General features: G+C 53.7%; 28 protein-coding genes. 17 read left to right on the forward strand and 11 right to left on the reverse strand.

Annotated elements, in window-relative coordinates:
* The first annotated feature begins 247 nt into the window (after positions 1–247).
* Together ltrA and WHS46_01040 are read left to right on the forward strand one after the other, a co-directional pair.
* Positions 248–1,645 (forward strand): group II intron reverse transcriptase/maturase, encoded by a 1,398-nt coding sequence (ltrA, locus tag WHS46_01035; protein MEJ5347260.1) that lies wholly within the window; start codon positions 248–250, stop codon positions 1,643–1,645.
* Positions 1,646–1,782: 137 nt separating this feature from the next.
* Positions 1,783–3,114: a protein kinase gene (locus WHS46_01040; protein MEJ5347261.1), complete on the forward strand. Its 1,332-nt coding sequence runs from the start codon at positions 1,783–1,785 to the stop codon at positions 3,112–3,114.
* 8 nt (positions 3,115–3,122) lie between these two features.
* On the opposite strand, the gene WHS46_01045 is transcribed toward WHS46_01040, so the two are convergent.
* From WHS46_01045 to WHS46_01055, 3 genes are read right to left on the reverse strand one after another with little or no spacing between them, the layout of a single operon-like run.
* Positions 3,123–3,704: a GNAT family N-acetyltransferase gene (locus WHS46_01045; protein MEJ5347262.1), complete on the reverse strand. Its 582-nt coding sequence runs from the start codon at positions 3,702–3,704 to the stop codon at positions 3,123–3,125.
* A 49-nt stretch (positions 3,705–3,753) separates the two neighbouring features.
* Complete coding sequence (locus WHS46_01050) at positions 3,754–4,500, reverse strand: metallophosphoesterase family protein (protein ID MEJ5347263.1); 747 nt, start codon at positions 4,498–4,500, stop codon at positions 3,754–3,756.
* A gap of 41 nt (positions 4,501–4,541) precedes the next feature.
* Positions 4,542–7,259: a DEAD/DEAH box helicase gene (locus WHS46_01055; GenBank protein ID MEJ5347264.1), complete on the reverse strand. Its 2,718-nt coding sequence runs from the start codon at positions 7,257–7,259 to the stop codon at positions 4,542–4,544.
* Between the two features lie 145 nt (positions 7,260–7,404).
* Between WHS46_01055 and WHS46_01060 the strand changes: the two genes are divergently transcribed.
* Entirely contained in the window at positions 7,405–7,869 is a 465-nt protein-coding gene (locus WHS46_01060) for a thioesterase family protein (GenBank protein MEJ5347265.1), read from the forward strand.
* 12 nt (positions 7,870–7,881) lie between these two features.
* Here WHS46_01060 and WHS46_01065 read toward each other — a convergent pair whose 3' ends face one another.
* On the reverse strand, positions 7,882–8,628 hold the full coding sequence (locus WHS46_01065; protein ID MEJ5347266.1) for a hypothetical protein: 747 nt from the start codon (positions 8,626–8,628) through the stop codon (positions 7,882–7,884).
* 300 nt (positions 8,629–8,928) lie between these two features.
* On the opposite strand from WHS46_01065, the gene WHS46_01070 reads away from it, so the two are divergent.
* Both WHS46_01070 and WHS46_01075 read left to right on the forward strand, forming a co-directional pair.
* Entirely contained in the window at positions 8,929–10,380 is a 1,452-nt protein-coding gene (locus WHS46_01070; protein MEJ5347267.1) for a DEAD/DEAH box helicase, read from the forward strand.
* A gap of 51 nt (positions 10,381–10,431) precedes the next feature.
* A complete protein-coding gene (locus WHS46_01075; GenBank protein MEJ5347268.1) occupies positions 10,432–11,397 on the forward strand; it encodes a carbohydrate kinase family protein in 966 nt (321 codons plus the stop codon).
* Between the two features lie 288 nt (positions 11,398–11,685).
* Here the strand turns inward: WHS46_01075 and uvrB are convergent, their stop codons facing one another.
* Positions 11,686–13,692 carry an excinuclease ABC subunit UvrB gene (gene uvrB / locus WHS46_01080; GenBank protein MEJ5347269.1) on the reverse strand — a complete coding sequence of 669 codons (2,007 nt, stop codon included), beginning with the start codon at positions 13,690–13,692 and terminating at the stop codon, positions 11,686–11,688.
* A gap of 527 nt (positions 13,693–14,219) precedes the next feature.
* Between uvrB and WHS46_01085 the strand changes: the two genes are divergently transcribed.
* From WHS46_01085 to WHS46_01115, 7 genes are all read left to right on the forward strand, one after another.
* Positions 14,220–15,056 carry a 4Fe-4S dicluster domain-containing protein gene (locus tag WHS46_01085; protein ID MEJ5347270.1) on the forward strand — a complete coding sequence of 279 codons (837 nt, stop codon included), beginning with the start codon at positions 14,220–14,222 and terminating at the stop codon, positions 15,054–15,056.
* Between the two features lie 132 nt (positions 15,057–15,188).
* Positions 15,189–15,524 (forward strand): hypothetical protein, encoded by a 336-nt coding sequence (locus WHS46_01090; GenBank protein ID MEJ5347271.1) that lies wholly within the window; start codon positions 15,189–15,191, stop codon positions 15,522–15,524.
* Between the two features lie 414 nt (positions 15,525–15,938).
* Positions 15,939–16,406 carry a MucR family transcriptional regulator gene (locus WHS46_01095; protein ID MEJ5347272.1) on the forward strand — a complete coding sequence of 156 codons (468 nt, stop codon included), beginning with the start codon at positions 15,939–15,941 and terminating at the stop codon, positions 16,404–16,406.
* A gap of 43 nt (positions 16,407–16,449) precedes the next feature.
* The gene (gene nth / locus WHS46_01100) at positions 16,450–17,106 is read left to right on the forward strand and encodes an endonuclease III (GenBank protein ID MEJ5347273.1); all 657 of its coding nucleotides are present in this window, start codon (positions 16,450–16,452) and stop codon (positions 17,104–17,106) included.
* Positions 17,103–17,543: a (deoxy)nucleoside triphosphate pyrophosphohydrolase gene (locus tag WHS46_01105; GenBank protein ID MEJ5347274.1), complete on the forward strand. Its 441-nt coding sequence runs from the start codon at positions 17,103–17,105 to the stop codon at positions 17,541–17,543. The genes nth and WHS46_01105 overlap by 4 nt, the downstream gene beginning before the upstream one ends.
* A complete protein-coding gene (locus WHS46_01110) occupies positions 17,515–17,952 on the forward strand; it encodes a hypothetical protein (protein ID MEJ5347275.1) in 438 nt (145 codons plus the stop codon). Before WHS46_01105 ends, WHS46_01110 begins: the two co-directional genes overlap by 29 nt.
* Before the next feature lie 166 nt (positions 17,953–18,118).
* Positions 18,119–18,784: a lysophospholipid acyltransferase family protein gene (locus WHS46_01115; GenBank protein MEJ5347276.1), complete on the forward strand. Its 666-nt coding sequence runs from the start codon at positions 18,119–18,121 to the stop codon at positions 18,782–18,784.
* 63 nt (positions 18,785–18,847) lie between these two features.
* Here WHS46_01115 and WHS46_01120 read toward each other — a convergent pair whose 3' ends face one another.
* The gene (locus WHS46_01120) at positions 18,848–19,141 is read right to left on the reverse strand and encodes a hypothetical protein (GenBank protein MEJ5347277.1); all 294 of its coding nucleotides are present in this window, start codon (positions 19,139–19,141) and stop codon (positions 18,848–18,850) included.
* A gap of 124 nt (positions 19,142–19,265) precedes the next feature.
* On the opposite strand from WHS46_01120, the gene WHS46_01125 reads away from it, so the two are divergent.
* The 3 genes from WHS46_01125 to WHS46_01135 are packed head-to-tail and all read left to right on the forward strand — an operon-like array spanning position 19,266 to position 20,853.
* Complete coding sequence (locus WHS46_01125; protein ID MEJ5347278.1) at positions 19,266–19,868, forward strand: YkgJ family cysteine cluster protein; 603 nt, start codon at positions 19,266–19,268, stop codon at positions 19,866–19,868.
* 2 nt (positions 19,869–19,870) lie between these two features.
* Positions 19,871–20,092 (forward strand): hypothetical protein, encoded by a 222-nt coding sequence (locus tag WHS46_01130; GenBank protein MEJ5347279.1) that lies wholly within the window; start codon positions 19,871–19,873, stop codon positions 20,090–20,092.
* Between the two features lie 32 nt (positions 20,093–20,124).
* A complete protein-coding gene (locus WHS46_01135; GenBank protein MEJ5347280.1) occupies positions 20,125–20,853 on the forward strand; it encodes a hypothetical protein in 729 nt (242 codons plus the stop codon).
* A 108-nt stretch (positions 20,854–20,961) separates the two neighbouring features.
* On the opposite strand, the gene WHS46_01140 is transcribed toward WHS46_01135, so the two are convergent.
* Together WHS46_01140 and WHS46_01145 are read right to left on the reverse strand one after the other, a co-directional pair.
* A complete protein-coding gene (locus WHS46_01140; protein MEJ5347281.1) occupies positions 20,962–21,825 on the reverse strand; it encodes an HDOD domain-containing protein in 864 nt (287 codons plus the stop codon).
* Positions 21,826–21,869: 44 nt separating this feature from the next.
* Positions 21,870–22,397 carry a hypothetical protein gene (locus tag WHS46_01145; protein MEJ5347282.1) on the reverse strand — a complete coding sequence of 176 codons (528 nt, stop codon included), beginning with the start codon at positions 22,395–22,397 and terminating at the stop codon, positions 21,870–21,872.
* 125 nt (positions 22,398–22,522) lie between these two features.
* Between WHS46_01145 and WHS46_01150 the strand changes: the two genes are divergently transcribed.
* Positions 22,523–22,885, forward strand: coding sequence for a DVU0772 family protein (locus WHS46_01150; GenBank protein ID MEJ5347283.1), 363 nt, complete (start codon positions 22,523–22,525; stop codon positions 22,883–22,885).
* Between the two features lie 16 nt (positions 22,886–22,901).
* On the opposite strand, the gene WHS46_01155 is transcribed toward WHS46_01150, so the two are convergent.
* Entirely contained in the window at positions 22,902–23,765 is an 864-nt protein-coding gene (locus WHS46_01155) for an aldo/keto reductase (protein MEJ5347284.1), read from the reverse strand.
* A 343-nt stretch (positions 23,766–24,108) separates the two neighbouring features.
* Positions 24,109–24,552 (reverse strand): helix-turn-helix domain-containing protein, encoded by a 444-nt coding sequence (locus tag WHS46_01160; GenBank protein ID MEJ5347285.1) that lies wholly within the window; start codon positions 24,550–24,552, stop codon positions 24,109–24,111.
* Positions 24,553–24,705: 153 nt separating this feature from the next.
* Between WHS46_01160 and WHS46_01165 the strand changes: the two genes are divergently transcribed.
* Positions 24,706–25,623 (forward strand): DUF1269 domain-containing protein, encoded by a 918-nt coding sequence (locus WHS46_01165; protein ID MEJ5347286.1) that lies wholly within the window; start codon positions 24,706–24,708, stop codon positions 25,621–25,623.
* A gap of 85 nt (positions 25,624–25,708) precedes the next feature.
* Here the strand turns inward: WHS46_01165 and WHS46_01170 are convergent, their stop codons facing one another.
* A complete protein-coding gene (locus WHS46_01170) occupies positions 25,709–26,614 on the reverse strand; it encodes an FAD-dependent oxidoreductase (GenBank protein ID MEJ5347287.1) in 906 nt (301 codons plus the stop codon).
* Positions 26,615–26,746 lie beyond the last annotated feature (132 nt).

Here is a 26,746-nt window from a genome sequence, read left to right on the forward strand (position 1 = left end):
CGGCCATTATCGTCAAAGCCCGAAACTTGCACGGAACGCCGTGACGTATATCCGACGGGCATAAGCGTGAAGGTGGGTGCGTCATACCCGGGGAGATCTGCACAGGTGCCGGGGGAGACCTCTGTGCTACTGCCATCGTGAGGTGGCGGGACGCCTGTGCAGAAGTCAGCAGAGGCCATAGTAGGCGAAAGCCGAAGGGCCGAACATTGAAGACCGCGAGTAGGCGGCGGGAACACACGGACAGTCAATGAAGGCAGAAGACTCACAGCAAGTGAATGCCGGCGAAGCACCATCGGGGCGGAACTCCGAGGGGGCCTTGCACGGTGCCGAGGCTGACGTGACGACCCGCAAGCGGACGAAAGCGGAGTGGGCGCGGCAAGGCGGGCTGATGGAAGCCGTGGTCGAACGCGGCAACCTGATGCTTGCCTATGATCGGGTGCTCAAGAACAAAGGGGCGGCCGGTGTCGATGGCATCGGCGTCAATGAGTTCAAAGCACACCTCAAGCAACACTGGCCGACGATCAAGGCCAAACTACTGGCTGGGCAATACGTGCCCTTGCCAGTGCGCCGGGTGGACATCCCCAAGCCGCAAGGCGGGGTCAGGACACTCGGCATACCGACGCTGACGGATCGGCTGATCCAACAAGCGTTGCATCAAGTCCTCTCGCCGATCTTCGAGGCGGACTTCTCGGCGCACAGCTACGGCTTCCGACCGGGGAAGAACGCCCATCAGGCGGTCAAGGCCGCGCAGCAATACGTTGCCGAAGGTCGCCGGGTGGTGGTGGACATCGACCTGGAGAAATTCTTCGACCGCGTCAACCACGACCTGCTGATGCAGAAACTCTCGACGAAGATCAGTGATGGTCGGGTACTGCGCCTCATTCGCCGGTATCTCGAAGCGGGCATGATGGCAGAGGGGATCGTCTCCCCGCGGACGGAAGGCACGCCGCAAGGCGGCCCCTTGAGTCCGCTGCTATCGAACATCCTGCTGACGGAACTGGACAAGGAACTGGAACGCCGAGGCCATGCCTTCTGCCGCTATGCAGACGACTGCAACATCTACGTCAAAAGCAAGGCGGCGGGGGAGCGGGTCATGGCGAGCATCACCCGGTTTCTGGCGGAAAAGCTCAAGCTCAAGGTCAATGTGGCCAAGAGCGCGGTGGCCGAACCGTGGAAGAGGACGTTTCTGGGCTACAGCCTGACGTGGCACAAAGCCCCGAAGCTGCGGATCGCGCCGGCCAGCCTGAGCCGGCTGGACGGCAAACTCCGCGCAGTGCTCAAAGGTGCGCGGGGGCGCAGCCTGACGACGGTCATCCACGAACTCAACCCGATCCTGCGCGGCTGGGCGGCGTATTTCAAGCTGACCGAAACCAAGCAGGCGCTGGAAGAGCGGGACGGCTGGATCAGGCGCAAGCTGCGCTGCATCCTGTGGCGGCAGTGGAAACGCCCCTACACTCGCGCCAGGAACTTGATGAAGGCGGGACTGACGGAAGAGCGGGCATTTCGCTCGGCGTTCAACCAACGCGGGCCGTGGTGGAACAGTGGCGCCAGCCACATGAACCAGGCCTTCCAGAAGTCTTTCTTTGATCGATTGGGTCTGGTGTCGCTGCTCGATACGACGCGACGACTCCAGTGTGTTCAATGAACCGCCGGATGCGGAACCGCACGTCCGGTGGTGTGAGAGGGCGACGGGGGTGACCCCGTCCCCTACTCGATGGAATGACAGCACATTTTGTCAACAGAATAGAGGCTTCCTGAGCGCACAAAAAAGGATGAGGCGGCATGTTACGATCGGGAACGGTGGTGCTCGTGGGCTGTCGCGATGATGAGGCGGCGTTGCTCAAGGACATGATCGGGCAGTTGGATACGGGGCTGGTCGTTCGTGCTCTAGGTTCGTTGGACGAGCAGCAGGTGCGTGGCAGTCCGGATGTGCGCCTGGTGATTGTTCGGGTGGGAGAGCGCGACAGCCGGCCGGATGTGGCGTTGCAAAAGCTTCGCAACGTGGTGGGGCGTTCCGTGCCTGTGATGGCCCTGGTGCCTCAGGGGAAAGGCCAGAGGGTTCGAGACATCCTTCGTGCCGGCGCCGATGACTACTGGATTCTGCCTTTGGACGAAAATGCCTTGCCCATACGAGTTCAAGTGCTGTTGGAATGGGGGCATCGCATCAGGGAAACCATGCGCACCACAAGTCATAGCCATGAAGGGCTGTGGCAACGTTTTCGCCACCGAATTCGTGCCGTTTTTGAATGGATTTTTGGATCGCGGTCTCTCTCGAACGAAATGCTGGAAAAAGGATCGGTGGATACAGCGCGTTTTCTTGATCGTTGGGAAAAGATAAGACGCCTAGGGTTTGGCAGTTTCGGTGAAGTGTGGCTGCTTCGAGAAAAAGACGGTCACAATTTGGCTGTGGCCAAGATTCCTCACGAAGAAAAACTGAACCGCAAATTCCTTGTGGAAGCGGCCATTCTTGGGCGTCTCAAGGAACATCCCAACGCCGTAGCACTGTTGGATGTGGTGAAATCCGGTGGAAAGGTCGTTCTTATTCAGGAGTATGTTTCCGGCAAATCTTTACAAGAGCTTCTGGATGAAGGTTTGGACGCCGTGGGCAAGGAAAAATATTTCTTGCAGCTTTTAGACGTGGTGACCTATGCTCACCGCCATCACATCATGCATCGAGACATTAAACCGGAGAATATTCTTATCACTCCTGAAGGTGTTTTAAAGCTTTTGGATTTCGGTACGGCCAAAGATGTGACGCGCCGAAGTATAAGTAGCACCGTGATTGGATCCCGCCCTTACATGGCCCCGGAACAGATCATGGGGCGCAGTCGCCTGGCCAGCGATGTGTGGGCTCTCGGCGTCATTCTCTATGCCTTGACCACCGAATTCCTTCCCTTTTATTCGGAAAACGAAAAGGAGCTCATGGACCTCATTCTCGAATCCCCTCCGCAACCCCTTCGAGAATTGGTTCCAGACATTCCTGAAGATCTGGAACGCATCATTCTTCGCTGCTTAGAAAAGGACTGGAAGAATCGGTACCACAACGCCGGTATTCTTCAAAAAGCTCTTTTGGAAGCTTTCCCGGATTTTGGATCCGGACACACGCTGCCGTGACCTGTGTTTTACAGAGGTTCCAAGGGCTTCAGGGTTCCCCATCGAGGGTCGTAATGGGCCGTGACATCGCAGATCATGATCAGGATATCCACGTTACGCTGATGAATGTCTTTGACGAGTCCCTCGATGACCGCCTTGCAGCCGAAGCCTGCGTTCCGAAAAGCTCGAATGGCTCCCGGAGAGTCCAGAGGAATTTCGGCCCAGAGTTTTTCCAGCCCGATTTCCGAGGCGAGAGCGACAAGTTCATTGAGCATCACGGTGGCAAGCCCTTTGTTCTGGTATTTAGGGGAGACAACGGTTCGAACTTCTCCGATATGGCGTTTCCATCCATGGGGAATCAGATGGAGGGTGACATCGGCGGCGATTTCGTTTCCGACCCAAGCTAAAAGGGGCAGAACTCTGCGGTAATCCAATTCATTAACCCATTGTTGCAGGATCTGAGGGTCTCGAACATTGTGCCGAACGTAAAGGAGCATTTCATCGGAAAGGTCCCGGAAAAAACGATAGAGGGCGTCGCCGTCTTCGCGGGTCATTAACCGCACGCTGACCGGCGTGCCGTCTTTGAGCAGGATTTGTTTGCTTCCAAACATGTCTAACCCCTCGCTGGATTGTGTCATCCTTGCCAGTGATCCCACCCTTTCAGACACCGTCCTGCAGACGCAGGGCCAGGTACTCGGGAAGCCCCGCTCGAAGAATCTTTTCTTGCGCCCGCTTCACATCGTACGGCACAGCTCGAAAGAAGATGGTATGGCGATCCATATCGAAGACCAAAAAACGGGCTCGACTGTCTTGCTGCCTCGGCTGCCCAACACTGCCCGGATTGATGAGGTAGATATTTTCTGGGACGAGCCTCAGGGTGTCATTCATGAAGTCCAGGGCCGTCACTTTACCTCGTGGATCTTGTACCCAGACCTTTTGCTGGTGCGTATGGCCGAAAAAGCACACATGAATGTCGGCGTATTTTTTTCGCATGAGATTGAAGATGCGTCGAGCTTGATACAGATTGAGAATGTAGGTATGAGGACTTTCCGGAGTTCCGTGGCACAAGAGCACCCCTTCCAGGGTTCGACACAAGGGAAGGGCATGAAGTTGTGCCAGATGCGCCGAATTCAGCTGTCGAATGGTAAAATGAATAGCTTCGTAAGCCAGGACGTTAAAGGATTCGGCGATTTGAGGATCCAGGGCCGCAAGATCGTGATTGCCTTGAACACCACGCGCTCCACATTCCCGAAGAATTTCCAGGCAAGCCTTGGGATCTGCATTATAACCCACCAGATCACCAAGGTGCCAAAAGGCTTCCACACCTTCAGCCTGTGCCGCACGAAGAACGCTTTCCAAAGCTTCCAGGTTACCGTGAATGTCCGAAAGAATGGCGACTCGAGCCATGGGATTCCTTGCAAGCCCTTTCGCCCGTTATGTTGGCAAGGTTATGGCACCAGAACCGGTTCCCGGAGAATCCTTTCGATAGCTTCCCGAGCCGAAGCCGCAAGGTGCGGATGAGTCTCGGTCAGTGATTCCACCTGACGCAGATGATCCGCGGTTCGCAGAATCACCATGGTCAAATCCCCCTCATCGATGCTCGTGAGGTTCTTGACCACACTCCAACTTTCGCCCTTGGCCCAATGAAAAACGGTGACCACGGTCCAAAAAGGTAAAGGCGGAGTCTCAAAGCCCTCCGCATGCAGCCTTTCCCTTAAAGGATGCAGTGTTTGCAGAAGGGCGAAGTAAGGCCGGGCAAGATCGGGGAATTTCCACAGAAGCGACGATAACTGAGAGTCTGCCGGCCGGTCCCGATCCACAACGAAAGGAGCCATGAGGGCGGCCAGAAGAGCTGGATTCGATTCAGGCAAGACCCTTTTTCGAATGACTTCGGAGACCAGCAGGGGCTGATCCAGCCGCAGTTTGGAGGCCCATTGGCCATCCGGGGTGAGATGCCCTTCAAGGGTCACATACCCTTCTTGCTGCAGAATTCTCAAGTGCTGTGTGAAGGATCTCCAAAGCGTCTCTTGGACGGACAGAATATGGGAACGATGCGTGAAATAGGTTTGGACGAGCCTTGAAAATGGATGCTTGGACCCTTTTTGGCATGGACCGAAAAGTTCGCACCGAAGGCATGGAAGCGCTTCTTTGGTCAAGGCTCTGTGGGCCATGTCGCGGGTAATGGATGACAGGGCTTGTGGCTTTTCACCGTAATGTTGCGGACCAAAAAGAGAGGGAAAAGGCTCTTCGTCCATTCGCTGGGCCAGACGTTCCCAAGCCTTTCGATCCGAAAGGGATGGCAGCTGTTCCAATCTCTTGCCCAATTCTCGAATTTGGCGAACACGCACCCAATGGGTTTCCACACTTTGGCCGTGCCAGTCGATGGGAAGCCGTAAACGTGCCGCCTGGACTCGGTCTTCCCCCTTATCGACCCGATCCAGGACCACGTAAGGTGTTCCTCGTCGGTTCAAGAAAAGTCGACCGCGTACCAAAAGACCCTGTGTGACCCATAACAATGCTTGGTTTCGAGCCGCTCGATGGGCTTTTTTCTGTTCTTCTTCCAAACGCATGAACAAAGGCCGAACCTCCGCCAGGGCATCCATAGACTTACAGGCCATGAGAGGTTCCCAGGGGGCCAGATCCTTTTGAAAGGATTCCACGAGGGACGCGACGGAGGCTTCTTGACCCAAATGCTGGTAGGTGGCCAGACTTCGTGAAAAAAGCTCTCGAATTTCCTGCGGTTCATGGGACAGAAGCAGGTTTAGGGCCATGGAAAAGTTCACACGAATTTGGCTTTCGATGGGATCCGGCGGTGATTTCAAAAGGTCATGAATCAATGACACGTTTTGATATCGACCCGGCGTGACCAAAACAAAGCCGATTTTGTCCATGCCGCGCCGTCCCGCCCGTCCCGTCATCTGAAGAAGGTCTGTTGCGGTCAAATCCACAAATTCCCGACCGTTGAAACGATCGCTTTGAGGAATAACCACGGTGCGGGCAGGAAAATTCACGCCGGCGGCCACGGTGGATGTGGAAAAAATGGCTTCAAGCCAGCCTTCCTGCATGAGGTTTTCTAGAAGAAGTTTCCAGTGAGGCAATTGTCCGGCATGATGGGCGCCCACACGGGAACGTTTCAGAATGGATAGGTGTTTATGATCCCTGAGAAAAGGCCACTTGTTTAACAGGGACTCCAGCCGTGCCGTAAAGGCTTTGGCATTGAATCCCGGCGATCGTGGGGCTTGAGGACACAAAGTGATAGCACGCTCACAATCGGCTCGGGACTTGAGGAAGAAGATGGCGGGCAGAAGGTTTGCCTTGCGAAGGGCTTCCAAAATGTGAGCCACATCGGGAAAGTCTTTTCGAGAGAACTGACGAGGATCCAGTTTTTCAATAGGTCCATAGAGGCCGCGACGTCCCCCTAGAGGCGTCAGTTCACCGTTGGGAAAAAGGAACAGGGGATAGAGAGGGACAGGTCGTTCTACGGCGTTCACCCACAGGCAAGGCTCTTTGCGTAACCAAAAGAGCCATCGGCAAAGCTCATGAGCGTTTCGAATGGTGGCGGAAAGTAACAAGAGACGGACGCGGCTTGGGAGGTAAATAAGAACCTCCTCCCAGACCACACCGCGATCCTGATCCCCCAAGTAATGGGCTTCATCCATGACCACCAGATCGACGGGAAGATCTTGACCGCGATGCATGGCGTCGTAGAGTTGATTTCTAAGGATTTCGGTTGTCCCTACGATGATCGGGGCTTCGGGGTTTTCCTTACGATCCCCGGTGAGAATCCCAACATTTTCCGGTCCAAAAGCCGTAGAAAATTCTTCCAGTTTGGCGTTGGAAAGAGCTTTGAGGGGCGAAGCATACCAGCTTCGACCGCCTTTCAAAAAAATTTCGCGAATCGCTTCAATGGCGATATAAGTCTTGCCGGATCCTGTGGGGGCCGTGACAAGCACATCGGCGGTCCGGACCTTTTCGATGGCTTCCAGCTGAAAAGGATCCGGCGTAAAGGGTTGCGGCTCAGGTACTCCAATCTGCGCAAGAACCTTGCGCACCGCAGGCGCCATGCGCACATGAAATTCCGTGCCTTCACGGGTGACGGTTTCGCGAGGCTTTTTTTTGCCCGTGGATTTCTTTCGCCGAAAAATGGGTCTGGCTTCGGGTTTCAATGGGAGGTCCGCCTTTGGATTGACTTCCTTCTGGGATCTGGCGATGGCGCTTCGTTCGCATTATGGCTAACACGGCTTTGGGCGAACATCAAGGGATGATCATCATTTAACAAATGAACCCCTTTGTCTTCTAGGAGACAGCCTCGTGGAACAGGCAAAGCCCAGCAGCTTTTCATGCCAAGGGCCTTGGTACGCACACAGCCTACGTGTTCCCCTTTTTGAAGTGGATCTGGGTCAGGGTGTGTACCATGGCAGCTATTTTCATCTCTTTGAACTGGGTCGAGAAGCTTTTTTAAGAGCTTTACAATATCCGTATTCGCGCCTCATGGCTCAAGGTCTTCATCTAACCGTGGCGGCTCTGGAATGTCGTTACGTTCAATCCTTGCACTATGATGACCTTATCGAGGTTCAGACGGCCGTCTCACGTCTGGGGCGGCGCAGTCTTTCTCTGGTCCACCGAATCCAAAGGTTGACGATGGAACAATCACTGGAAACCACCACCGAAGCCGTGATGCACTTCGTGTGTGTGCGTGAAGGGGTTCCGGAGCCGCTGCCTGTTGAGCTGAGCGATAAGATTCTCGCCTGGATGGATGCCAAGGATCAAGGATGAGGATGCCTCACCTTATCGCCATGTGGCCAGCTCATAGCGGCGAATGTTCGCATCGGGTTTGATGCGTGCCACCACGGCGTACAAACGACCCTGAATGCCCAACTTTTCCGAAAGTTCTTGCGGGACGTTCACGGGTTGAATCGAGCAGGCTTGTCGTTGCACGATTCGGTCTTGTCCGTCATAGAGAATGAGCTCGAAACGCTTATCTTGGAAATCTTCTTGAACGTTCAAGAGATATTTGACCACCAAGACGGCGTCGTTTTTTTGCACACGCATCCATTCGGTCACATCCCCTTTGGGGGAAAAGCTTGTCTTGTAAAGACGCACGGCTTGAGGAGGTTCCTGGGGTGGAGCCGTCGATGCCAGAAGTCGTGAGAGATCCTCGGAAGATAAGGGTTCGGCGGATGTGTCGGAGGGTGTCCCTCTAAGAAGCGTGACCCATTCTTTTTGCTGTTCGGGATCCGAGGCTGCGGCTGTCCGTACGCGGGTTTTGACGGTGTCGTAGGCGACTTCAGATCCCGCGACAATCTCCTGAATGCTTCGAACCTGGCTCTTGGGAATACCCGCGACACCCCCTGGAATTTCAAAAAAGACTGTATCTTTCATTTCCCAACAGTAAGGCACCTCAACTCGGTTGCCGTCGTGAAAGGTAATGCGAATCTTGGCCGCAAAAGCTCCTTCAGTGCCCAAGAGCCAAAAGACGGCGGCTATTGCCAATACCTTCAACCACGTGGTGGATCCTGACTCTTTTTTTGCCATGAGTTCACCTCCTTGGGAGTTTTTTCGGCAAAGGTGGAAAAAAGGCCAAAACATGTCCCGAGGGTCATCTGACGTTTGCTGTCGCCTTGGGCTTTTGGTATAGACTCCAAGCGTGCTGCTTTCATGGCCTTGGGTGTTCGATGCGCGCTTAGGGACCTTTTCTTGAGGAGCTTCGAATCCCTGTTTTTCTACCTTTCGTTCCGTCATGGATGAAGGCAAAATCAGTGTGCCAAATTTTGGCTCGATGGCCAATGAGAATGTGGTAGGTGTCCCTTTTCGGTTGTGAAGGAATCCTCTATCGTGATTGAGGCTCTCAAAAAACTGTTCCAGCACCTTTTGTGGTGGCGTCGACGTGATCTCGAAACGGCAGGGGACGCCGTCACCGGCCTCGAACCGGAAGCTCCGGAACCCAGAAAGGCACGGGAAGATTTGGCTTCCGGCATGGCTTTTGCCAACCTTGGGCTTTCGGCTTCGGTGCTCCAAGGGCTCCATGAGGCGGGCTTTTTGCGCTGCACACCCATTCAGGAAAGATCTCTTCCCATCACACTCAAAGGCCAAGATATCGCCGCACAGGCTCAGACAGGATCCGGCAAAACCGCCGTGTTTTTGATCACCATCCTTGAAAGTTTGCTCAAAAAGCAGCCCTTGTCTTCCCACTGCCATGCCCTCATTCTAGCCCCCACTCGCGAATTGGCCTTGCAGATTCTAGCCGACGCTCAGATGCTTGGACGGTATTGTCCTTTTCGTTTTGCGGCCATCTACGGAGGTGTCGGCTACGAGAAGCAGGTTCAGGCCCTGCAACAAGGGGCGCATATTGTCATTGCCACTCCCGGTCGCCTCATCGACCTCATGAAACAAGGCCTTTTCAAGACGAATCATGTGTCCCTGCTGGTCATCGACGAAGCGGACCGCATGCTGGACATGGGCTTCGTCAAGGACCTTCAATACATTCTCAAACGTCTCCCTCCTTATCATCGTCGGCAGAGTATGCTTTTTTCTGCAACACTTTCTCCACGCGTTCTGGAAATCACCTACCCGTACATGAACGCTCCCGTGGAAACAGCCGTGGACCCAGAAAAATTGGTAGTGAAAACGGTTAAGCAGGAACTGTTTCATGTGGCTCGAGCCGAAAAGTTTTCCTTGCTCTTGGGGCTTTTGGAAAAGGAAAAACCAGAACGCGTTCTTCTTTTTTGCAATACCAAAGTGCAAACGCTGCGCATCGCCGAAAGGCTTACGGCCAACGGATATGCCGCTCGAGGCATCACAGGGGATTTACCTCAAAGTCGGCGAGTGCAATTGCTGGAACGCTTCAAGAAAGGTCAGATCGCCATTTTAGTGGCCACCGATGTGGCGTCTCGAGGGCTTCACGTGGAAGATGTGACGCATGTCATCAATTATGATGTGCCTCAGGATCCTGAGGAATACGTCCATCGTATCGGCCGAACGGCCCGTGCCGGGAAAGAAGGCAAGGCCGTCACTCTGTGTGGTGAAGACGACGTGTATGCCCTGGAAAACGTGGAAAAACTGCTGGGTCAGAAGATTCCTGTGATCTGGCCCGAAGAAGATTGGTTTTTGCCGGATCGTGCCGAAAATGTCGCTGCTCGTCGGCCTTCTCGAGGACGGCGACCCGAGCCGCCGAAAAAGGAGATCAGGCTGGCAAAAAACAAGGGAACTTATGGCGGAAAGCACCGCGGGCGACGTCGAAAAAAAGATGTTTCTTCGTCCAAAGGCCCTTCTTCCGTAGGGTCGTGACAGGGTTTCGATCTCGGGTTGAAACTGATTGAAAAACTAAAGGAAACGCCCATGGAAATCTACATCAGTGGATCGTTGGCTTATGATCGTATTATGACTTTTCCGGGCCATTTTGCGGACCACATTCTTCCCAACAAGATCCATGTGCTCAATGTGTGCTTCAACATCAACGGCTTGGTGGAAAAATTCGGAGGCACGGCAGGAAACATCGCTTACACTTTGAGCCTGCTCGGAGAAAAGCCCTGGATTGTTGCGACGGCTGGGGACGACTTTGGGCGATATGAACGGTGGCTGCACGAGCATGGGCTTGACACAAAATGGATCAAACGCCTCTCCGGTGTGCTCACTGCCGGAGCCTACATCACCACGGACCTTAACGACAATCAAATCACGGCCTTTAACCCTGGTGCCATGGCCTTTTGTGCAGACTTACCGGCTTTGACCGATGGAAACCAGGGTGCCCTGGTCCACATTGGGCCAGGAAACAAGACCGATATGCTGGCATTGGCTCGGCGTTGCAGAGCCTGCGGGGTGCCGTTCGTTTTTGATCCCGGTCAGAGTCTCAACATTTGGAGCGGCGAAGAAATTGCCGAAGCCGTGGAAGGGGCTCTGTGTTTCATTTCCAACGACTATGAGCTGAGCCATTTTCTCAAGCTGACCCGATGGCAGCTTTCAGATCTGGCGTCTCGAGTGCGCCTGATCATCACGACCCAAGGGCCCGAAGGCAGCGTGCTACGTATACATGAGGAAAAGGTCTTTATCCCGGCCGTCACTCCTCCTGTCGTCGTGGACCCCACGGGAGCCGGAGATGCTTATCGCGCAGGATTCCTGAAGGGACTGGCTTTGGGTTTGGATCCGGCGATGTGCTGCCATCTGGGCAGTGTCGCGGCATCTTTTGCCGTCGAACACCACGGCACGCAGGAACACGTTTTTGACTGGCAGGCCTTTTGCCAACGCTTTGAAAAGCACTTCGGGTATCAAGTTCCGGGAATGTCATCACAAGCGGCAGCACCTTAAAGCTCGAAAGGGTGCACAAGGTGTCCGTGTTCGAGCCCATCTTGTAGGGGCGGACCGATGTGTCCGCCCCAAATGAAAGACAGATCATCCGCGCACCAAAGAATTCCCTTGTAATGATTTCCTGCGTGGTTTACCCGAAAGGTAAACCGGCGATGACCGCTAGCGTGAAATGCGGAAATAATCCCGCCTGCCGAGAAAACGCCTTGACACTTGGGCACGAGCCTCCAAGGTATTTTCCTGGTCTTTCCCGTGTTGCCATAGACGTCCTGTTCCGCAAACGGGAACTCTTTACTGCATGAGAAGCTGTTCGTGTCGCAGCCGTTTAATTTCGTCTCGAAACGCCGCGGCTTTTTCAAACTCCAATCGAGCCGCCGCCTCTTTCATCTTCTTTTCAAGCTGCTCAATGGTTTGATCCAGGTTCAGCTTTTCTCCAGTCGTATATATGGCCCGCACTTCCTGGATCACTTCCTCAGGAACAAAACTCTCTTCAGGGGATCTGTATGGAGCCAGAATATCGGCGATGGATTTTTCTATGCTTTGTGGGGTAATACCATGAGAGGCATTGTAAGCTTGCTGCAAAGCTCGACGGCGCTCTGTTTCCTCGACGGCTCGACGAATGGAATCCGTAACCTTGTCCGCATAAAGGATCACGGTGCCGTCCACGTTACGAGCAGCCCGCCCTGCCGTCTGAATCAAGGAACGCTCGGAGCGCAAGAAACCCTCGTTGTCGGCATCCAGCACAGCCACCAGCGACACCTCGGGAATATCCAATCCTTCCCGTAACAGATTGATTCCCACGAGAACGTCGTACTCCCCAAGACGTAGGCCTCGAACCAGTTCGATACGGTCCAAAGTGTCCACGTCCGCATGCATGTAGCGCACGCGGATTTTCAGCTCCGAAAGGTATTCGGTCAAATCCTCGGCCATGCGCTTGGTCAAGGTGGTCACCAAAACCCTCTGTCCTGCAGCGACCCTTTTTCGAATTTCGCCGATCAGGTCATCCACCTGATGTTGCGCGGGTCTCACTTCCACTTTGGGATCCACCAGACCTGTGGGGCGAATGATTTGTTCCACCACATACCCTTGAGTACGCTCCAATTCATAAGGACCTGGAGTGGCGGAAACATAGATGACTTGATGCACCTTGGCTTCAAATTCCTCAAAACACAAAGGCCGATTGTCCAAAGCCGAAGGCAAACGAAAACCGTAACGGACCAAAGTCTCCTTACGGGATCGGTCCCCTCGATACATGCCTCGAAGCTGTGGAATGGTGATGTGGCTTTCATCGATAAAGAGCAAAAAATCTTCGGGAAAATACTCCAGGAGCGTCGGCGGTGGCTCCCCTGGAAGACGGCCGGTGAGGTGGCGAGAATAGTTTTCGATACCTGGACAGTAGCCGAGTTCCTGCAGCATTTCCAGATCCAACCGTGTGCGCTCCTCAAGACGTTGAGCCTCCACCAGAAGGCCTGAGGCTCGGAGCTCCTGAAGCCTTGAGGTTAGTTCCTCTTTGATGCTCTGAATGGCTCTCTCAAGGGTGGTCTTATCCGTGACATAATGGCTTCCAGGATAGATGGCCACTTCTGTCAGAGAACGTAACGTTCGGCCGGTTAACGGATCGAATTCTCGAATGGCATCGATTTCGTCTCCAAAAAACTCTAAGCGAACGGCCCGGTCTTCTTCATGGGACGGAAAGATTTCCACGACATCCCCGCGAACACGAAAGGTTCCTCGATGGAAGTCCACATCGTTGCGGGCGTACTGAATCTCTACAAGCTTTCGCAACACCACGTCCCGGTCCACGGCCATGCCCGTCTTGACCCATAAGAGCATGTCCCGGTAGGTTTCCGGGGCACCCAAACCATAAATACAGGAGACACTGGCCACGATCAGCACATCCCGGCGTTCCAAAAGGGCTCGTGTCGCCGCGTGGCGCATCTTGTCGATGGTTTCGTTGATGGAAGCGTCCTTGGCAATGTAGGTGTCGGTCTGAGGCACATAGGCTTCGGGCTGGTAATAATCGTAGTAGGAAACAAAGTACTCCACAGCGTTTTCCGGAAAAAAGGCCTTAAACTCCCCGTAAAGCTGCGCCGCCAGGGTCTTGTTGGGGGCAATCACCAGAGTGGGTTTCTGCATTTGAGCAATCACATGAGCCATAGTGAACGTTTTTCCGGAACCGGTGACGCCTAAAAGGGTTTGTTCACGAACCCCGGCTCGAAGATTGGCAGTGAGCTTTTCGATGGCTTGGGGTTGATCGCCTTGGGGCTTCCAAGGAGCATGAAGCTTGAAAGCATTCATGGTGGGTTGTCTCCTTTACGCGGCAATGACTTCACCCAAATAAGAAGCCGCTCGGTAGTTCTGTCAAGGATCTCACGCCCTTGGTATCCAGGCCCTGCAGGGGCGGTTGTGTGGATCCACCTAAATGAGAAGGGCCATGGTAAAGGACGGCGATATGCGGCCCTCATTGAGAACCCGTAGGGGCGGACCCATGTGTACCTGCTAAACCGCAGGGAAGGGGTTGTCATGGGGGCGCACACACCGGTGTGCCCCTACACGGAAAAATTGTCTTGGGCAAGGATCTGCGCCTTAAGATCTATGCAATATTCACTATGGCATGCCCCCAATTTTTCATGAGGAGCCGCTTCGGGCTGTCTCGAACCATACGTACTAGAGTCTATAAGATGTTATCCTGATGCTCTAGGTTCTTGTGAAAAAAGACATTTTGTCACTTGAAGGAGTGTGCTTTATGGAATAAAAAGCAAGAAATGGTTCCGCACGAAACGCGGGCGTGTCGGCGGATGTTCCTCGGAGAAAAAGGAGAGGTCATGGAGAACGTGTTTCAACCTAACACGGTGCATCGACGTTGGATCCATGAAGCGGTTCGAGCTGAGATCAATCTTTGCTTCACCTGCGGGTCATGCGCTGTGGAATGTCCGGTGAACCGAGCGACCCGCGGGCTGGATCCGAGGCGACTTGTATGGATGGCCAACTTGGGTTTGATAGAAGATCTGCTTCGTTCCCCTGAAATCTGGTTGTGCCTGGAATGCCGTAAGTGTTCTCACGTGTGTCCCATGACCGTCAAACCCTCGGCGCTCATTGCGTTCTTGCGTTGGAAAGCCGTTCGAGAACGTGTTGTTTCGACGGAACTTTCCGATCAAAGGCGCCGTCTTCAGGAAAATCTTCATCGGCAACGAGCCTCCGTGGTGTCCGAGCTACTTTCTGAAACCACGCATCGAGCCCGAGGAATTCAGTCGAGCGAATCCTTTCCGGAACCCTTCTCCTGGAAAAAGTTGGCCCGGTATTACGGCCATGAAACGCGCTTAGCGTCTTGCTTTGCGTGTGGGGAATGCAGCAATGCCTGCCCTGTGTGTGTGGACCGAACCGTGTTGGATCCTCTGGTGCTGGTGCGCTCTGCCATGCTGGGCTATGCTCGAGATGTCATGGTCTCTCCCGCTCCTTGGGTTTGTCTCCAGTGTCAGAGCTGCTCCCGGGCTTGCAGCCATAATGTGCAGGGTCATTTGGTAGTTTTGGCGGTACGTGAAGCGGCGCACGAAGAAGGTTGGGTCAACGATAGGTTCCTCAAAACGTGGCAGGAAAAGGATAAGCAGCTTTTCCAGAAACACATGGATGAAATCATCCAGATACACCGGCTTTCGAGGTGACTTTGGAAGATTTCGTGCTTAGAAGTAAAGCATAGGAGGCGGACAAGCCTGAACCCGTCCTTGAAGCGACAAGATTCAGGACATGCGGGCTCAGGACAAAAATTCTTCGGTCAGGGAGCAAAGGAGGGTTCCATGGTCGCGCAAGAAAAAAAGTTCCTTCAAACGGTAGACGAAAGCGGCTGCCCGACTCCCGTGGACAGTACGGGCCAACCGTATACATGTAAAGAGCGATCATCTGTGTTGACCTATCGGGAACAGGAAGTGTTGGAAAAAATCCGGGAGGTTAAAAAGGAAGCGGGGGAGGTCAAGGGCAAGCTTGAAAAGCTTCGTGCAAGTACGGAAAGGGATCTGGAAACCGAGAGTTCCCTTGAGGAACGCCTCGAGGCCTTGAGGAGACTTCGGGAGAAGCTGGAGCAGGAACGTGAAGAGGCGGCTCAAGAACGCATGCGTTTGTTAGGGCACGTCTAAGGCTCGAAAGCTTTAGTCTATCAACTACAAACGTTTCTTTCCAGCTAAAGCCTTTTGGAAGAGAGGTTCTTTTATTTCCATCTCCTTGCCCAAGCACTCGGGGAGGAATCTCCCCCCTCTGTCATGAACACCCGGCGACACAAAGGTATCTAAAGTTAAAAACACGGGCCGCCAACCGAGCGGCCTTTTTTGCTCGGTTTGTTGATCTCGTAAAAGAGTGTCGAGGTGCGACGTTTTCGAAACCATCTACCGGGTGCGGCTTTTTGAAGACCATTCTCTAGATTCACCTGAAGACAACACAAATAGTATATGAAGAACCGGTGCAAAGAAAATCCTTGTTATGTCCTCCCACTTTTTGTATTTACCCAATGGAAAGGAAAACATAAGGGTTCATTAAAAAAGGAGGAGAGGCCCATGAGCAAAAGACTTCTAGAAATGTGTGTGCAGATTGTGGAGGCTCAAGCTTCGGCAGGCATGATGTCCACAGAGGAGATCGAGGTGTCTTTGAGACGGATTTACAGGGTGCTGCAGGAGCTTGATACGGCGGAAGAGATTTCGCCGGCCGTGGAAACGATTCGCAAGGGTGAGGAAATGGCCGCCCCGGCCAAAGCCCCCGTTCTCGGTAAAGGTCCTTATGAATCCATTGGGGAACACAGCGTGGTCTGTCTGGAATGTGGGGCCCAGTTTCGCCAGATTACGGCCAATCATCTAAAAAGCCACGGACTGACTCCTCGAGAATACAAGAAAAAATGGGGATTTCGCCTGAAAGATTCTCTGGCGGCCAAAGTGGTTACGCGATCCCGCAGCGAAGCGGCCAAGGTGCGCGGTATTCCAGAAAATCTCAAGGCGTATCAAGAAAGACGTCGGAAAAGAGTATCTTAAGCCGCCTTGGTATTGGTGACGTGAAACGAGGAGTCACGGCGTCATGGAGGACCAAGACCGTGCCAGGGAGCTTTTGAGGCACCTGGAACAGCTTTATCCCGATGCTTCTACGGCCTTGACTTTCCGCAATCCCTTTGAGTTGCTCATAGCGGTGATTCTTTCAGCCCAGTGCACCGACGAACGGGTTAATCAGGTCACGCAAACCCTTTTTAAGAAATGCCCAACTCCGGAAGCTCTTGCATCGGAACCCTTGGAAAGCCTGGAACAGATCATTCGCCCGACGGGATATTATCACAACAAGGCGAAGGCTATTCGTGCTTGCGCGGAACAGTTGGTGCAAAAGCATGCAGGGCAAGTTCCGCGGACCATGGAAGCCATGGTGAAGCTTCCCGGCGTAGGACGCAAGACGGCGGCTATGGTTTTGGGAAACGCTTACGGAATTCAGGAAGGTATTGCCGTTGATACGCACGTGTTGCGGGTTTCCCAACGGTTGGGCATTGTGGCCGATAAGACGCCTGAGGCTGTGGAAAAACGACTCATGGACTTGGTGCCCCGCGAAAGATGGACGTGGTTCAGCAATGCCCTGATCCTGCACGGGCGCCAAATCTGCCAAGCCCGTAAGCCTTCATGCAACCGATGCCGCCTTGCCCATTTGTGTGATTATGCGCGCCAGACGGCCCCGGAACGTGATTCGGTATGACCAGGAAGACGGTGACAGCAGCCATTCTCCAACGTGACGGGTGCGTGCTTTTAGCTCAACGGCCTGCGTCCGACACCCTGGCTTTCCTGTGGGAATTCCCCGGTGGCACCTTAGAGCCTGGGGAAACGCCTGAAGAGTGCCTATGCCGGGAGATTCTGGAGGAACTGGGCATTGAGGTGGAGGTGCTCTCGTTTTTTGCCGAAAATCGACACCGGTATGATCATGGAGAAATTCGGCTTATGGCCTACAAGGTTCGCTGGGTTTTGGGTGAAATAAAACCCTCGGTCCATGCCCAAGTGCGCTGGGTGCCTCTCAAGGATCTTCATCACTATGCAATGGCACCGGCGGATCGCCCCTTTGTGCGTCGACTCCTTGACGAGCAGGCCGAGCCGAAGAATGGAGGGCATCATGTGTCTGCATCAGAAAAGGGCTTGTGAGTGCGGTCGGGAAGAGGCCTACATTTTTCATCGGGATAGCATCTTACCCGAAGAGGTCTTGGTGCATCTTTACTGCCCTCAATGTGCCGCCTTGGCCCGATGGGACATGCGAACCATGGTCCAAGACGGGGGCTGGATTTTGGAATACGACATGGAGGCGGCCAGGTTCTATTTAGGAAAGCGTCTGGGTCGAAGCCAGTATTCCCCAGAAGAAATTTTTGACCAGGATTATTGCAGCTGGTACGGTTTGACCCCCAAAGATCTGGAAGCAAATGCACGCCTTCATGAGGAACTGGAACCCCTCAAGCGATCGGACCTCAAGGAATATATTCGCCAAGTGACTCGGCGCCGTCAGGAAGAGGTGCTCTCTCTCAAACGCCAGGGCTGGCGTAAGGCCGCTCGAACCTGACCGCACAGACCTCACAGCCGCTCAAAATCAAGGCGGCGATACTCCGTTATGCCTCCCCAAAGGGGCTCAAGTGATGCGCCCCTCGTGCCGAATTTTTCTTCAGAAACATCCAAGGCGACACGCGATAGCCTTGAGCTGAAGGGTTCGGCAGGAGGAGGTGTTAAAGATGAATCCATATCAGTTAGCCACATGGAAACTGGTACGTGGACCCTATCGGTTTTTTCTGGAACCGCAGGTCAGTGGCCTTGAAAACATCACCAAAGCCTGTTGCAAGGCAAAGGAGCATAACCAAGGCCTTCTTCTCATTGCGAACCATATCAGCGCGTGGGACCCTTTGTTCATCTGTGCCGTGCTCGAACTCCAGGATCTGCGACGCCTAGGTCCCGTGACTTTTCTGGGTAAAAGGGAACTTTTCAACAAGCCGTGGAAACGCTGGCTTATGGCGCGTCTAGGGTGTGTCAACATAAGAGAAAGGTCCGTGGTGCGGCAAGTCCTTCAAGGACTTCGACAAGGCCAAGTGTATTTTCTCTTTCCTGAGGGATGTGTGTCCTGCAACGGACATATGGGGCAAGACTTAGGGGCTCTGCGCTTTTTTGCCAAATATGTCTCCTTTGTGGTGCTTCCCATTCGTATTCAAGGGATCTGGGGAGGATTTCGAAAGGATTGGAAGAACATCGCCGCTGGCCGACGCCGGTTTCAAGTGGCTTTCGGGGATCCTGTTGCGGTGGAAAAAGGCTATTATCCTCATCTGGACGCCATGGCCTTGATTCGTGCTGTCACCTTCATCCCGAATCCTGGGGTGACCTTGATGCCCTCTTGCGCGGCTTCTTAGAAACGACGCCGGGGATCCAGGAGTCGAAGAGCCGGCCTATAGGCGAAAGAGACATAGGGCGGTTCAAGGGGAATGCAAAGGTCTTCCGTGAATGGGTGGTGGCAGGGTTCCTGTGCGACCGCCTTGCCTTTGGATTTGGGACTCTTCCTTGTCGCGGATCAGTTTGTTGACCACATAATCTACTCCGTAGGCCAAAACAGCCAAACACACGAAGGCAATCAAGAATCGGCGCAACAAAATGGCGAAACGAATCTTGGCCCGCAGCCTTTTGGCCCACCCAAATGGAGCCAGCCCAAGTGCAATAACCACAAGGGCCAAAGGCAAGAGAATCCTTAAAAAGACCAGCTTTGTGAACATTAGCACCTCGTGACGCCTTGCCGGGGAAAAACCTTGCGAAAGCCTTCCTCTTCACCATAACATGCTCGGACAGCAAAAGGCCTGCACCTTTGAACAATAACCGCATGCCACCAAGGGTAAAGTTATGATATTCTCTTTGTCTTGTCGCTGGCTAGAAGAAAGATACCGTGAACTGGAAACTCTTTACGATAAATTTCAACATACCGCGTCACCCTTTATGGCGCATGCGGCATGTAAGCCTGGGTGTGCGGATTGCTGCACCAACGTGGGCGAAATTTTCACCACGACCCTGGAGGCAGTGCGCATTCGGCAGGTCATGGAGACGCTTTCAGTCTTTGAAGCGACCGCCCTTCGCAGATCGGTTGCGGAAAACAGGGAGCGAAAGAAACATAGCCTTCTTCTGCCCTGCCCGTTTCTTGATCCGGCAAATCTGTGCCGTATTTATGTCGTTCGTCCATTCAGCTGCCGGCGCCTATATTCCGTTCGTCCATGTGGGGACAAGGGGCCTGTGGTGCACAGGGAATTCTGGATGTTGGCCGAAGAATTTACCCGAGCCCTTCAGGCGCTGGATCCTTTAGGATATTCTGGCCATATCACTTATGTTCTCGGACTTCTTGATGACCCTCTCTTCAGCGAAAGCTACATGGCCCAGAGACCGTGCCCAAAGGCTCTGGAAAGCGTTTTTCGCGACTACAACCTGGTGGGGCATGCACAAAGGGGGACCTAAGCATGGCATGGCAAGCTATTGTCTTTTGGAAGAGTTTTGGCACCGGGCCTTTGGGTTGGCATTGGAGGCTCACCAATGTGGATCTGGGGCTGGAAGAAGATGGTCCGGCGGATTCCGTGGAACAAGCTCTGGCGGCCGTTCGGTCGGCGCTTCGTCGTCACGGTGTGGATCCCAAAGCTGTTGCCGTAGAGGTGTGGGACGAAGGTGTTTGGGAAAAGTGCTGACCCGCGGTTAAGAATCTTGAGTTCAAAAGACCATGAGTTTCTACATCTATTTGACCACGGCTCAGACCATCGTTTTGGCCGCAGACAATAGAAAACAGGTGTGGACCGTCAGAGCCGGCCTGGAAGGGTCCCCTCGAATGGAAGGACTCACGTCATGGAATGCCCGAAAAATCCATGCGGTGGGTTTTGGTTGGTGGATGACCGGCACTGGGTTGTCCCCTTTTCTTGCGAAAGTTCGAAACCACGCGCGGAACCTTTTGGAAGAAAAGGCTCGTGAAGATAGGTCTTCCTTGGAAGTCACCAAGATTCTGACTGTCGAAAGCGGGTCTCTGCAAAGGCTGTTTGAGGAAACCGTCTTTGAGTTGACGCAGAAGATGCGGGGCGGCGTGGAGAAACCCGAAATGCTTGAAAACCTGCAAGAGATCGTTTTTGCGGGCTTTGATGAAGCGGCTAAGCCTGTGGTTCTGCGGGCTCGAAGTGTTGAGACCTTTTCCTTTGAAGTTCAAACCGGTGCCGGTATCTTGGGGTTTACCGGGGAAATGGGTGTTTGGCAAGAGACGGTTATCCAAGCGATTCATGGTTTCCTGGCCGATGTGCTTCGTGACCTGTTGTCTCGACCTGCAACGGAGGTGGGGCATCGGGCATGGAATCTTGTGCCCTCTCTTTTTCAGCGCATGGCCCGCTCTTTTCCTGAAAAGCTTTCAGCATGCGGTGATCTTGTCTTAATCGTGCCCTCAGGGCACCAGTGGTTTTTGTTCTGATCCGGCCGGCGTTCCAGGCCGCCGTCAAATCCCTCGGCAAAGAACAGATGATTGAAAGGGCGGGAATTTTGGGGCGGGCACGTCGGTCCGCCCGATCCCCAACATTTCTTATTGGAGGTTCAAAAAACCATGCGCATCTTCCATGGCTTCGACAATCTTGAGTAGATAGGCATCCAGGCGTTCCTGAGTGATTCCCAGCTTTTGAAAAATTTCATCGGCGTCCGGCTGAAGGAAATCCCCGGCACTTACGCCGATCCCTAGGCTGTGCACGGTGCGATTGGCGGCGTAGAGAATAGCGGCTACATCCTGGTGGTGCTTAGCTTCCAAAGGGTTATGATGGAACCGAATGCCCACTTGCACCTCCGGAGGGAAATTCCACCGGTGGGCGATGAGGGCGCCGAGATCCTGATGATTGATCCCGATGACCTCGCGTTCCGCTTCCAGGAACGGGATCTGGCGCTCCTTGACCAAAAGATACATCGTGTCAAAGTAATCGGGAACCTGTCGGTCCAACACCGTCTTGCCGATATCATGAAGCAGCCCTGCCGTGTAAATGGTGAGGACACGTTGGCGCTGCAAGTCTTCGGCAATGATCTGGGAAAGAAGAGCCGTCGCCACGGAATGGGCCCACAGTTCCCCTTCTCGAAGGTCGTAGGCCCGCAACTGTCCTCGAAAATAATGAGCGGAACAGGCCATGAGGATGATTTCTACGAGCTGGCGCTGTCCCAAAAAGATAATCGCGTCGCGCAGGGAGCGAATCTTGTAACGGCGCGCGTAGAAGGGGGATCGAGCGATGGAAAGCACGCGGGCCGTAATAGCCTGATCATATCGAATCACGGCTTCAATCTCGGCGATGGGCGCCATGGAGCGCAATAAAGGAATGACACGGGTGACCACCTTGGGAAACGGCGGCAGCCGGTCCACAGCCCTGAGGATTTCATCAAGTGCGGGCTTGGTGACGATGGTGGCCATAGTCCGTGTCGGGCTCCTTGGTTCTATTTCGTTAAGTGAGACACTTAAAGGGGTGGAAGCAAACGAAACTCTCGCCCATAACGAACGAGATCCATTTTTTCCAATTGTTCCAAGACTTGGCGTATTTCTGCAGGGTCGTCCGCCAGGTCGCGAGCTTTCTGCAGCAAATGAATGGCTGCTTGCAAGTAAATTCCTGCCTTGGTGCGACGTACTTCGTGATCGGCTCCGATCCAGATGGTGAAGGACTTCTCGTCCTGTTCCACAGTGAAGCTGCCCACACCTTTGGCGAAACGGCCCAAGGCCTGCAGAACGCCGACCACTTTCTTGTGGGTCTGCGCATCAAGGACGCCTTCCATGTCGATACGGAATTTTCCCGTGTGCGGATCAAAATCCACCACGGGAGCCCCCTCCGATTCATCGAGGGAACGTGCCGTTTCTTTCAGGAACCGAAGGGGCGGGCCCAGCTCCTTGTCCCTGGATGGATCCAAGATCACGGAACCGTAATACGATGCGTAAACCTCCATCTGTCGCTTCTCCCCCGTAATGTCTTCGGCTGTTTTTTTAAAAAGCATAAATTTTTTTCAGCCCATGAGGCTGGTTTCCCCTTTTCGGCCCCGTCGTTGTTCTTAAGTTTACGGTACAGCTTTCTATGGACGGATTCCGAACTCATCGCAATCTTTTTTGGAGAGGATTTGCCATGATGACCGAAAACGATCTGAAGACTCGCAAGGACCTTTTGGATAAGATCGATTGGGACATGACTCCGGAGCGGGCCATAGAGACTTACCTGGAATGGGGGACGGGGTGGTCCCGCAAGGGGCAGTCGGCCACGGTTCCCGGCCAGGAATCGTTCTATTTCGTCGTGTATGCGTGGGAAGAACCTGCCCAGGTGACCCTGGTGCGCAGGGATTCCCAAGGCATGGAGGAATTGGCCAAGATTTCGGTGCCGTCGTCCATGGTGCAGGAAATCGTCAACCGAGAAGGACGCAAGCCCGGTGTAGGGGTGTATGCCTTAAGTGAAGAGTTGAAACAATGGCTCAAGACACAACTGGGGCTGTAACGTCTGCACGGCGGCTTCATAAAGAACCTCGATAGTAGGCAAGTCTTTTTGCGTAGGGGCGAAAGATACGAAGCACGGCATTCTGTTCCTGCTGATCCATGGGTTCAAAGGGTCGAATGCATGACGCCAAAGTACGCACATGATGGGGATTGTGACAGCCCACGATGACCATGGTCACAGGTTGCGACAGGGCAAAACGAATCAGGGTTTCGGCGGTGATACCGTCCTGGGGTGCCAGGTATTGACCCCCTCCCAAAACTTTCATGCCGATGACGGCCACGCCTTTTTCCATAGCCACATCGACTGTTTTGTCCAAAAAACCGCCTAGAATGGCCTCGACGGGATTTACGGGAAGAAGAACCGCATCCAGAGACCATCGGGACACGGCTTCCGTAAGCACCTTGGGATCGTGATGACCGGTGACTCCGATATGGTTGGTCAATCCTGAAGCTTTAGCTTCAAGAAAGGCATGCAAGGCTCCACCAGGCCTTTCCAACGTTTCAAGCTCCTCCATGGTACGGACATCGTGGATCTGCCAAAGGTCGAGCCGAGAAATGCCCATACGCTGAAACGTGCGTTCCAAGTCCCGAAGTGCCCCGTCTCGAGTGCGCTGTGCGGACTTGCTCGCCTGAAAAACCCCATCGCGAAGCTTCAAATCCCCTTTCCACACCGCACCGTAGTATTCTTCACTGTCTGCATAGGCCGGAGCACTATCGAAGTAGAGCAGACCTTGGTCCAGAGCGGTTTCAATGACCGCTCGCGCTGCACTCAGCTGAGATCGCGTGCGCAATATTCCTTCGCCTCCCAGACCCACCCGGGTTACCAGTCGACCCGTACGGCCAAAAACCACCTGATCCAAAGGGTTTACCGGTGTGTCCATGGCTTTGTCCTTTTCAGAACCCCCATCCCGTGGTTTGGTAAAGCGTCCTCGGCAACAAAAAAAGACCAGACGGCGGGGCTGTACCGTCTGGCCTTTTTTCGAGGAGGAAAGAGTTGGTTTCTTTCGCTCTGTATGCAGGAGCAAGGGGTGTGCCAAATGAGAAACCTTCGAGGCCAATCCGCTTCTGAAGCGCCATGGCGGCCCGTTTCCTTCTTTCTAGAAATTGCAAGCGGCCTAAGAATCGCGCCACAATCACGACAGATCGGCCATAAACACGCCATTATGGCTGGATTCCACGGGGGCATGGCTTGAGGAAGGTGCGTGGGTGTGGGCTCTAGATTGTTTAGCGGCGCCATAGGCGGTGCCACCATGGTTTTTTGAGCTGGGCCAATTCAGCTTCCAGCTGCCCGATGCGATATTCCTTTTCCAAAAGGAGAGCGTTTTTTTCATAGGCTTCGGTTCGATAGAAGTCAAGGAGTTGACTTTGGTAGCGGAGTCGGCCCAGTTCTTCCAGCAGGGCTTCGTAATGGCTTACGGGAATGGAGACGGTATTTTCTTGAACGCCGGGCGCAGGCGTTGTGGCTTTGTCTTCCACGAAGGAAACAGCCCCGGGGTGGCTTCTGCGTTTTTTTTCTTCAAGAAGCGCTTTGACTTCGTGGGAGGGAATAAAGACTCTTTTGCCTTGGCGAATAGCTTCCATTTTGCCTGTCCGTTCCAGGTATTCTTCCAGGGTTTCCGGGGAAACACCGAGGGCCTGGGCTGCGGTGCGGACGGTCATGCGTGCCATGGGATTCCCTCCTGATCGACACAATGGCTCAGCTTGGTCTTCTGTATCATAAAAGCCGAGCATTCCCAAGATCTTGTTTGCCATTGAAAAGGCCTTGTGTTCTATTGACGTCGGGAAAGGATCGAGGCGATTCAAGGGAAAGGACGTGCAGAGATGAGCCGTTTCGTGGAACGATTCCAGAAGGCTTTGGATGTCAGAATTTCTTCTTGCTATGAAGCCTTGCTGACGCACCACGATGAGCATCTGTCTCCGGATCCCTTGTCCGAACCGGGCTGGATTCCGGGGATCGGCAATGCGGACTTTGCCGTGGGAACCACTCAGACGTTTCGAAGCATGTTTCCTGATTTTCCTAAGAACTGGCTCATTATCGGCATGGAAGGTAAGCGGACCCTTGAAAAGATCGCTGAAGACATTGACGTTTACGTGGCTTTGGACATGAGGGATGACAATGTGCACTTGGTGGATTCCTTGGGAAAATCCTGGAAGACAGTAGGGCATTTTCGAGACTGGTTGGCCCATAAACTGGCCCGCGCTTTATGGGAACGGACCCATGACATCCATCTCTTTGTCATCGGGGACAAGACGGAAGCTACCATTCAGAGATTGCGTGAGGAGTTGGTGCATTGGCATCGAAAAGGAGCTGTGCATTTAGAAGGAATGCTTATTCTTTATCGGGAACAGCAGGGAAGGCTGACCCTTAAGCCCGTGCAACACGTGGATATCAAGGAAACGGCCGTGGGAGGCATTGCCGGCCTTCTGGTGGGATCCCTTCTTATGCATCCCCTACTCGGTGCCGCCTTGGGGACCCTCACAGGCGCCGCCGCCGGAAGCTCAAAGTTTAGTTTGTCCCATGTAGGTCTCGATGACGAATTCATCAAACAGCTTGCCTGTGCGGTGCTTCCGGGAATGTGGGCTTTGGTGGTGGTCGTGCGCCAGGCTAAGATTCGAGAGATGCTGGAAACATTAAAAAAAGTCGGCGGGACGGTGCTGGTGACTTCTTTAAGTAAAAGAGGTGAAGAACGCCTTCGAGCCGCTTTGGCTGCATCCTTCTCTAACGGTTCTTCCTTGTAAAGAGTCCGCGGCCTCCGCAGGCTTTACAAGCGTACCTACGTCTTTCCTTCGTCTGTGGCGGGAACGGGTCACTGTCCCGTTAAGATCAGCTTGACAGTCTCCGGACGTAGTCGGCGGCTTCCAGCCCAGCCACGCAGCCTTCCCCGACGGCTTTGGCAATTTGCCATGGAGGGCCGCAAATATCCCCGGCCGCGTAGACTCCGGGAACATTGGTTTCCTGCTTTTTGTTTGTCACGACATATTGAAAGGATTCCGGATCCAAAGCCACGCCTAAAGCTGTGGCGATCTCCAAAGCGCCTTTGGCCCCTCGTTCAATGAAGACGCCTTGGACGGCAATGGTTGTGCCGTCATCCAAAAGCACGCCTTCCACAGCATCGGCACCGATAATCTTCACCACCTTGCGGCCTTCATGGAGGAAAATGGGGCTTTGACGCAGTTTCTCGGCCAAGTTTTCTGAAACTTGTAGTTCTTCGCAGACGAGGTGCACCTGGTCGGTGTAAAAGAGAAGGGTTAGAGCTCCGGAAACGGCAGCGCTTTCGCAGCCCACCACGGCTACAGGAACGCCTCGAAAAAAGTTGGCGTCGCACTCCACACAATAACTGACGCCTTTGCCGAGGAATTCCCGTTCTCCAGGAACCCCTAGTTTCTTTCGAGAAATACCCATGGCCAGAATGACGGCTTTCGCTTCAATCTCGTGATCTTCTTCCAATTCTAGTTTGAAATGACCATCAACGTGTTGTGCTTGGACCACATCTTCCTCAAAGAAGACAGCCCCGAATTTTTCCGCTTGAAGGCGTCCTTGAGTCAGCAGATCTTCTCCGGTGCTATGTGGAATGCAACAGAAATTTTCTATATGCGCTCGGTAGGCGCTGCTTTTGGAAATTTTTCCCACCACGGCCACAGAAACCTTCTTTCGTGAGGCGTGAATGGCGGCCTGCAAGCCGGCCGGACCTGTGCCAATGATCACGACATCGTAAGTATGCTTCTGCATCGTCTTCGGCCTCCTTGCGTCCAGGAGAGGCTTGTTTCCAGAACTGGATTGAGCCTTCAGGTTTCCGGCGTGAGCGGTTTCTCGAACACGGGACAAGGAAAAGGCCACGCGCGTGCTTTGTATGGATCTCTA

Origin of the sequence: Desulfosoma sp. (genome assembly GCA_037481875.1) — a bacterium.
In the GTDB taxonomy this organism is placed as follows: Bacteria; Desulfobacterota; Syntrophobacteria; order Syntrophobacterales; family DSM-9756; genus Desulfosoma.

Excerpts from the sequence above, each read along its gene's own strand:
- ltrA (MEJ5347260.1), top strand. The coding sequence starts at position 248 with ATGAAGGCAGAAGACTCACAGCAAGTGAATGCCGGCGAAGCACCATCG.
- WHS46_01040 (MEJ5347261.1), top strand. The coding sequence starts at position 1,783 with ATGTTACGATCGGGAACGGTGGTGCTCGTGGGCTGTCGCGATGATGAG.
- WHS46_01045 (MEJ5347262.1), bottom strand. The coding sequence starts at position 3,704 with ATGTTTGGAAGCAAACAAATCCTGCTCAAAGACGGCACGCCGGTCAGC.
- WHS46_01050 (MEJ5347263.1), bottom strand. The coding sequence starts at position 4,500 with ATGGCTCGAGTCGCCATTCTTTCGGACATTCACGGTAACCTGGAAGCT.
- WHS46_01065 (MEJ5347266.1), bottom strand. The coding sequence starts at position 8,628 with ATGGCAAAAAAAGAGTCAGGATCCACCACGTGGTTGAAGGTATTGGCA.
- WHS46_01075 (MEJ5347268.1), top strand. The coding sequence starts at position 10,432 with ATGGAAATCTACATCAGTGGATCGTTGGCTTATGATCGTATTATGACT.
- uvrB (MEJ5347269.1), bottom strand. The coding sequence starts at position 13,692 with ATGAATGCTTTCAAGCTTCATGCTCCTTGGAAGCCCCAAGGCGATCAA.
- WHS46_01085 (MEJ5347270.1), top strand. The coding sequence starts at position 14,220 with ATGGAGAACGTGTTTCAACCTAACACGGTGCATCGACGTTGGATCCAT.
- WHS46_01090 (MEJ5347271.1), top strand. The coding sequence starts at position 15,189 with ATGGTCGCGCAAGAAAAAAAGTTCCTTCAAACGGTAGACGAAAGCGGC.
- WHS46_01095 (MEJ5347272.1), top strand. The coding sequence starts at position 15,939 with ATGAGCAAAAGACTTCTAGAAATGTGTGTGCAGATTGTGGAGGCTCAA.
- nth (MEJ5347273.1), top strand. The coding sequence starts at position 16,450 with ATGGAGGACCAAGACCGTGCCAGGGAGCTTTTGAGGCACCTGGAACAG.
- WHS46_01105 (MEJ5347274.1), top strand. The coding sequence starts at position 17,103 with ATGACCAGGAAGACGGTGACAGCAGCCATTCTCCAACGTGACGGGTGC.
- WHS46_01110 (MEJ5347275.1), top strand. The coding sequence starts at position 17,515 with ATGTGTCTGCATCAGAAAAGGGCTTGTGAGTGCGGTCGGGAAGAGGCC.
- WHS46_01115 (MEJ5347276.1), top strand. The coding sequence starts at position 18,119 with ATGAATCCATATCAGTTAGCCACATGGAAACTGGTACGTGGACCCTAT.
- WHS46_01120 (MEJ5347277.1), bottom strand. The coding sequence starts at position 19,141 with ATGTTCACAAAGCTGGTCTTTTTAAGGATTCTCTTGCCTTTGGCCCTT.
- WHS46_01125 (MEJ5347278.1), top strand. The coding sequence starts at position 19,266 with ATGATATTCTCTTTGTCTTGTCGCTGGCTAGAAGAAAGATACCGTGAA.
- WHS46_01130 (MEJ5347279.1), top strand. The coding sequence starts at position 19,871 with ATGGCATGGCAAGCTATTGTCTTTTGGAAGAGTTTTGGCACCGGGCCT.
- WHS46_01135 (MEJ5347280.1), top strand. The coding sequence starts at position 20,125 with ATGAGTTTCTACATCTATTTGACCACGGCTCAGACCATCGTTTTGGCC.
- WHS46_01140 (MEJ5347281.1), bottom strand. The coding sequence starts at position 21,825 with ATGGCCACCATCGTCACCAAGCCCGCACTTGATGAAATCCTCAGGGCT.
- WHS46_01145 (MEJ5347282.1), bottom strand. The coding sequence starts at position 22,397 with ATGCTTTTTAAAAAAACAGCCGAAGACATTACGGGGGAGAAGCGACAG.
- WHS46_01150 (MEJ5347283.1), top strand. The coding sequence starts at position 22,523 with ATGATGACCGAAAACGATCTGAAGACTCGCAAGGACCTTTTGGATAAG.
- WHS46_01155 (MEJ5347284.1), bottom strand. The coding sequence starts at position 23,765 with ATGGACACACCGGTAAACCCTTTGGATCAGGTGGTTTTTGGCCGTACG.
- WHS46_01160 (MEJ5347285.1), bottom strand. The coding sequence starts at position 24,552 with ATGGCACGCATGACCGTCCGCACCGCAGCCCAGGCCCTCGGTGTTTCC.
- WHS46_01165 (MEJ5347286.1), top strand. The coding sequence starts at position 24,706 with ATGAGCCGTTTCGTGGAACGATTCCAGAAGGCTTTGGATGTCAGAATT.
- WHS46_01170 (MEJ5347287.1), bottom strand. The coding sequence starts at position 26,614 with ATGCAGAAGCATACTTACGATGTCGTGATCATTGGCACAGGTCCGGCC.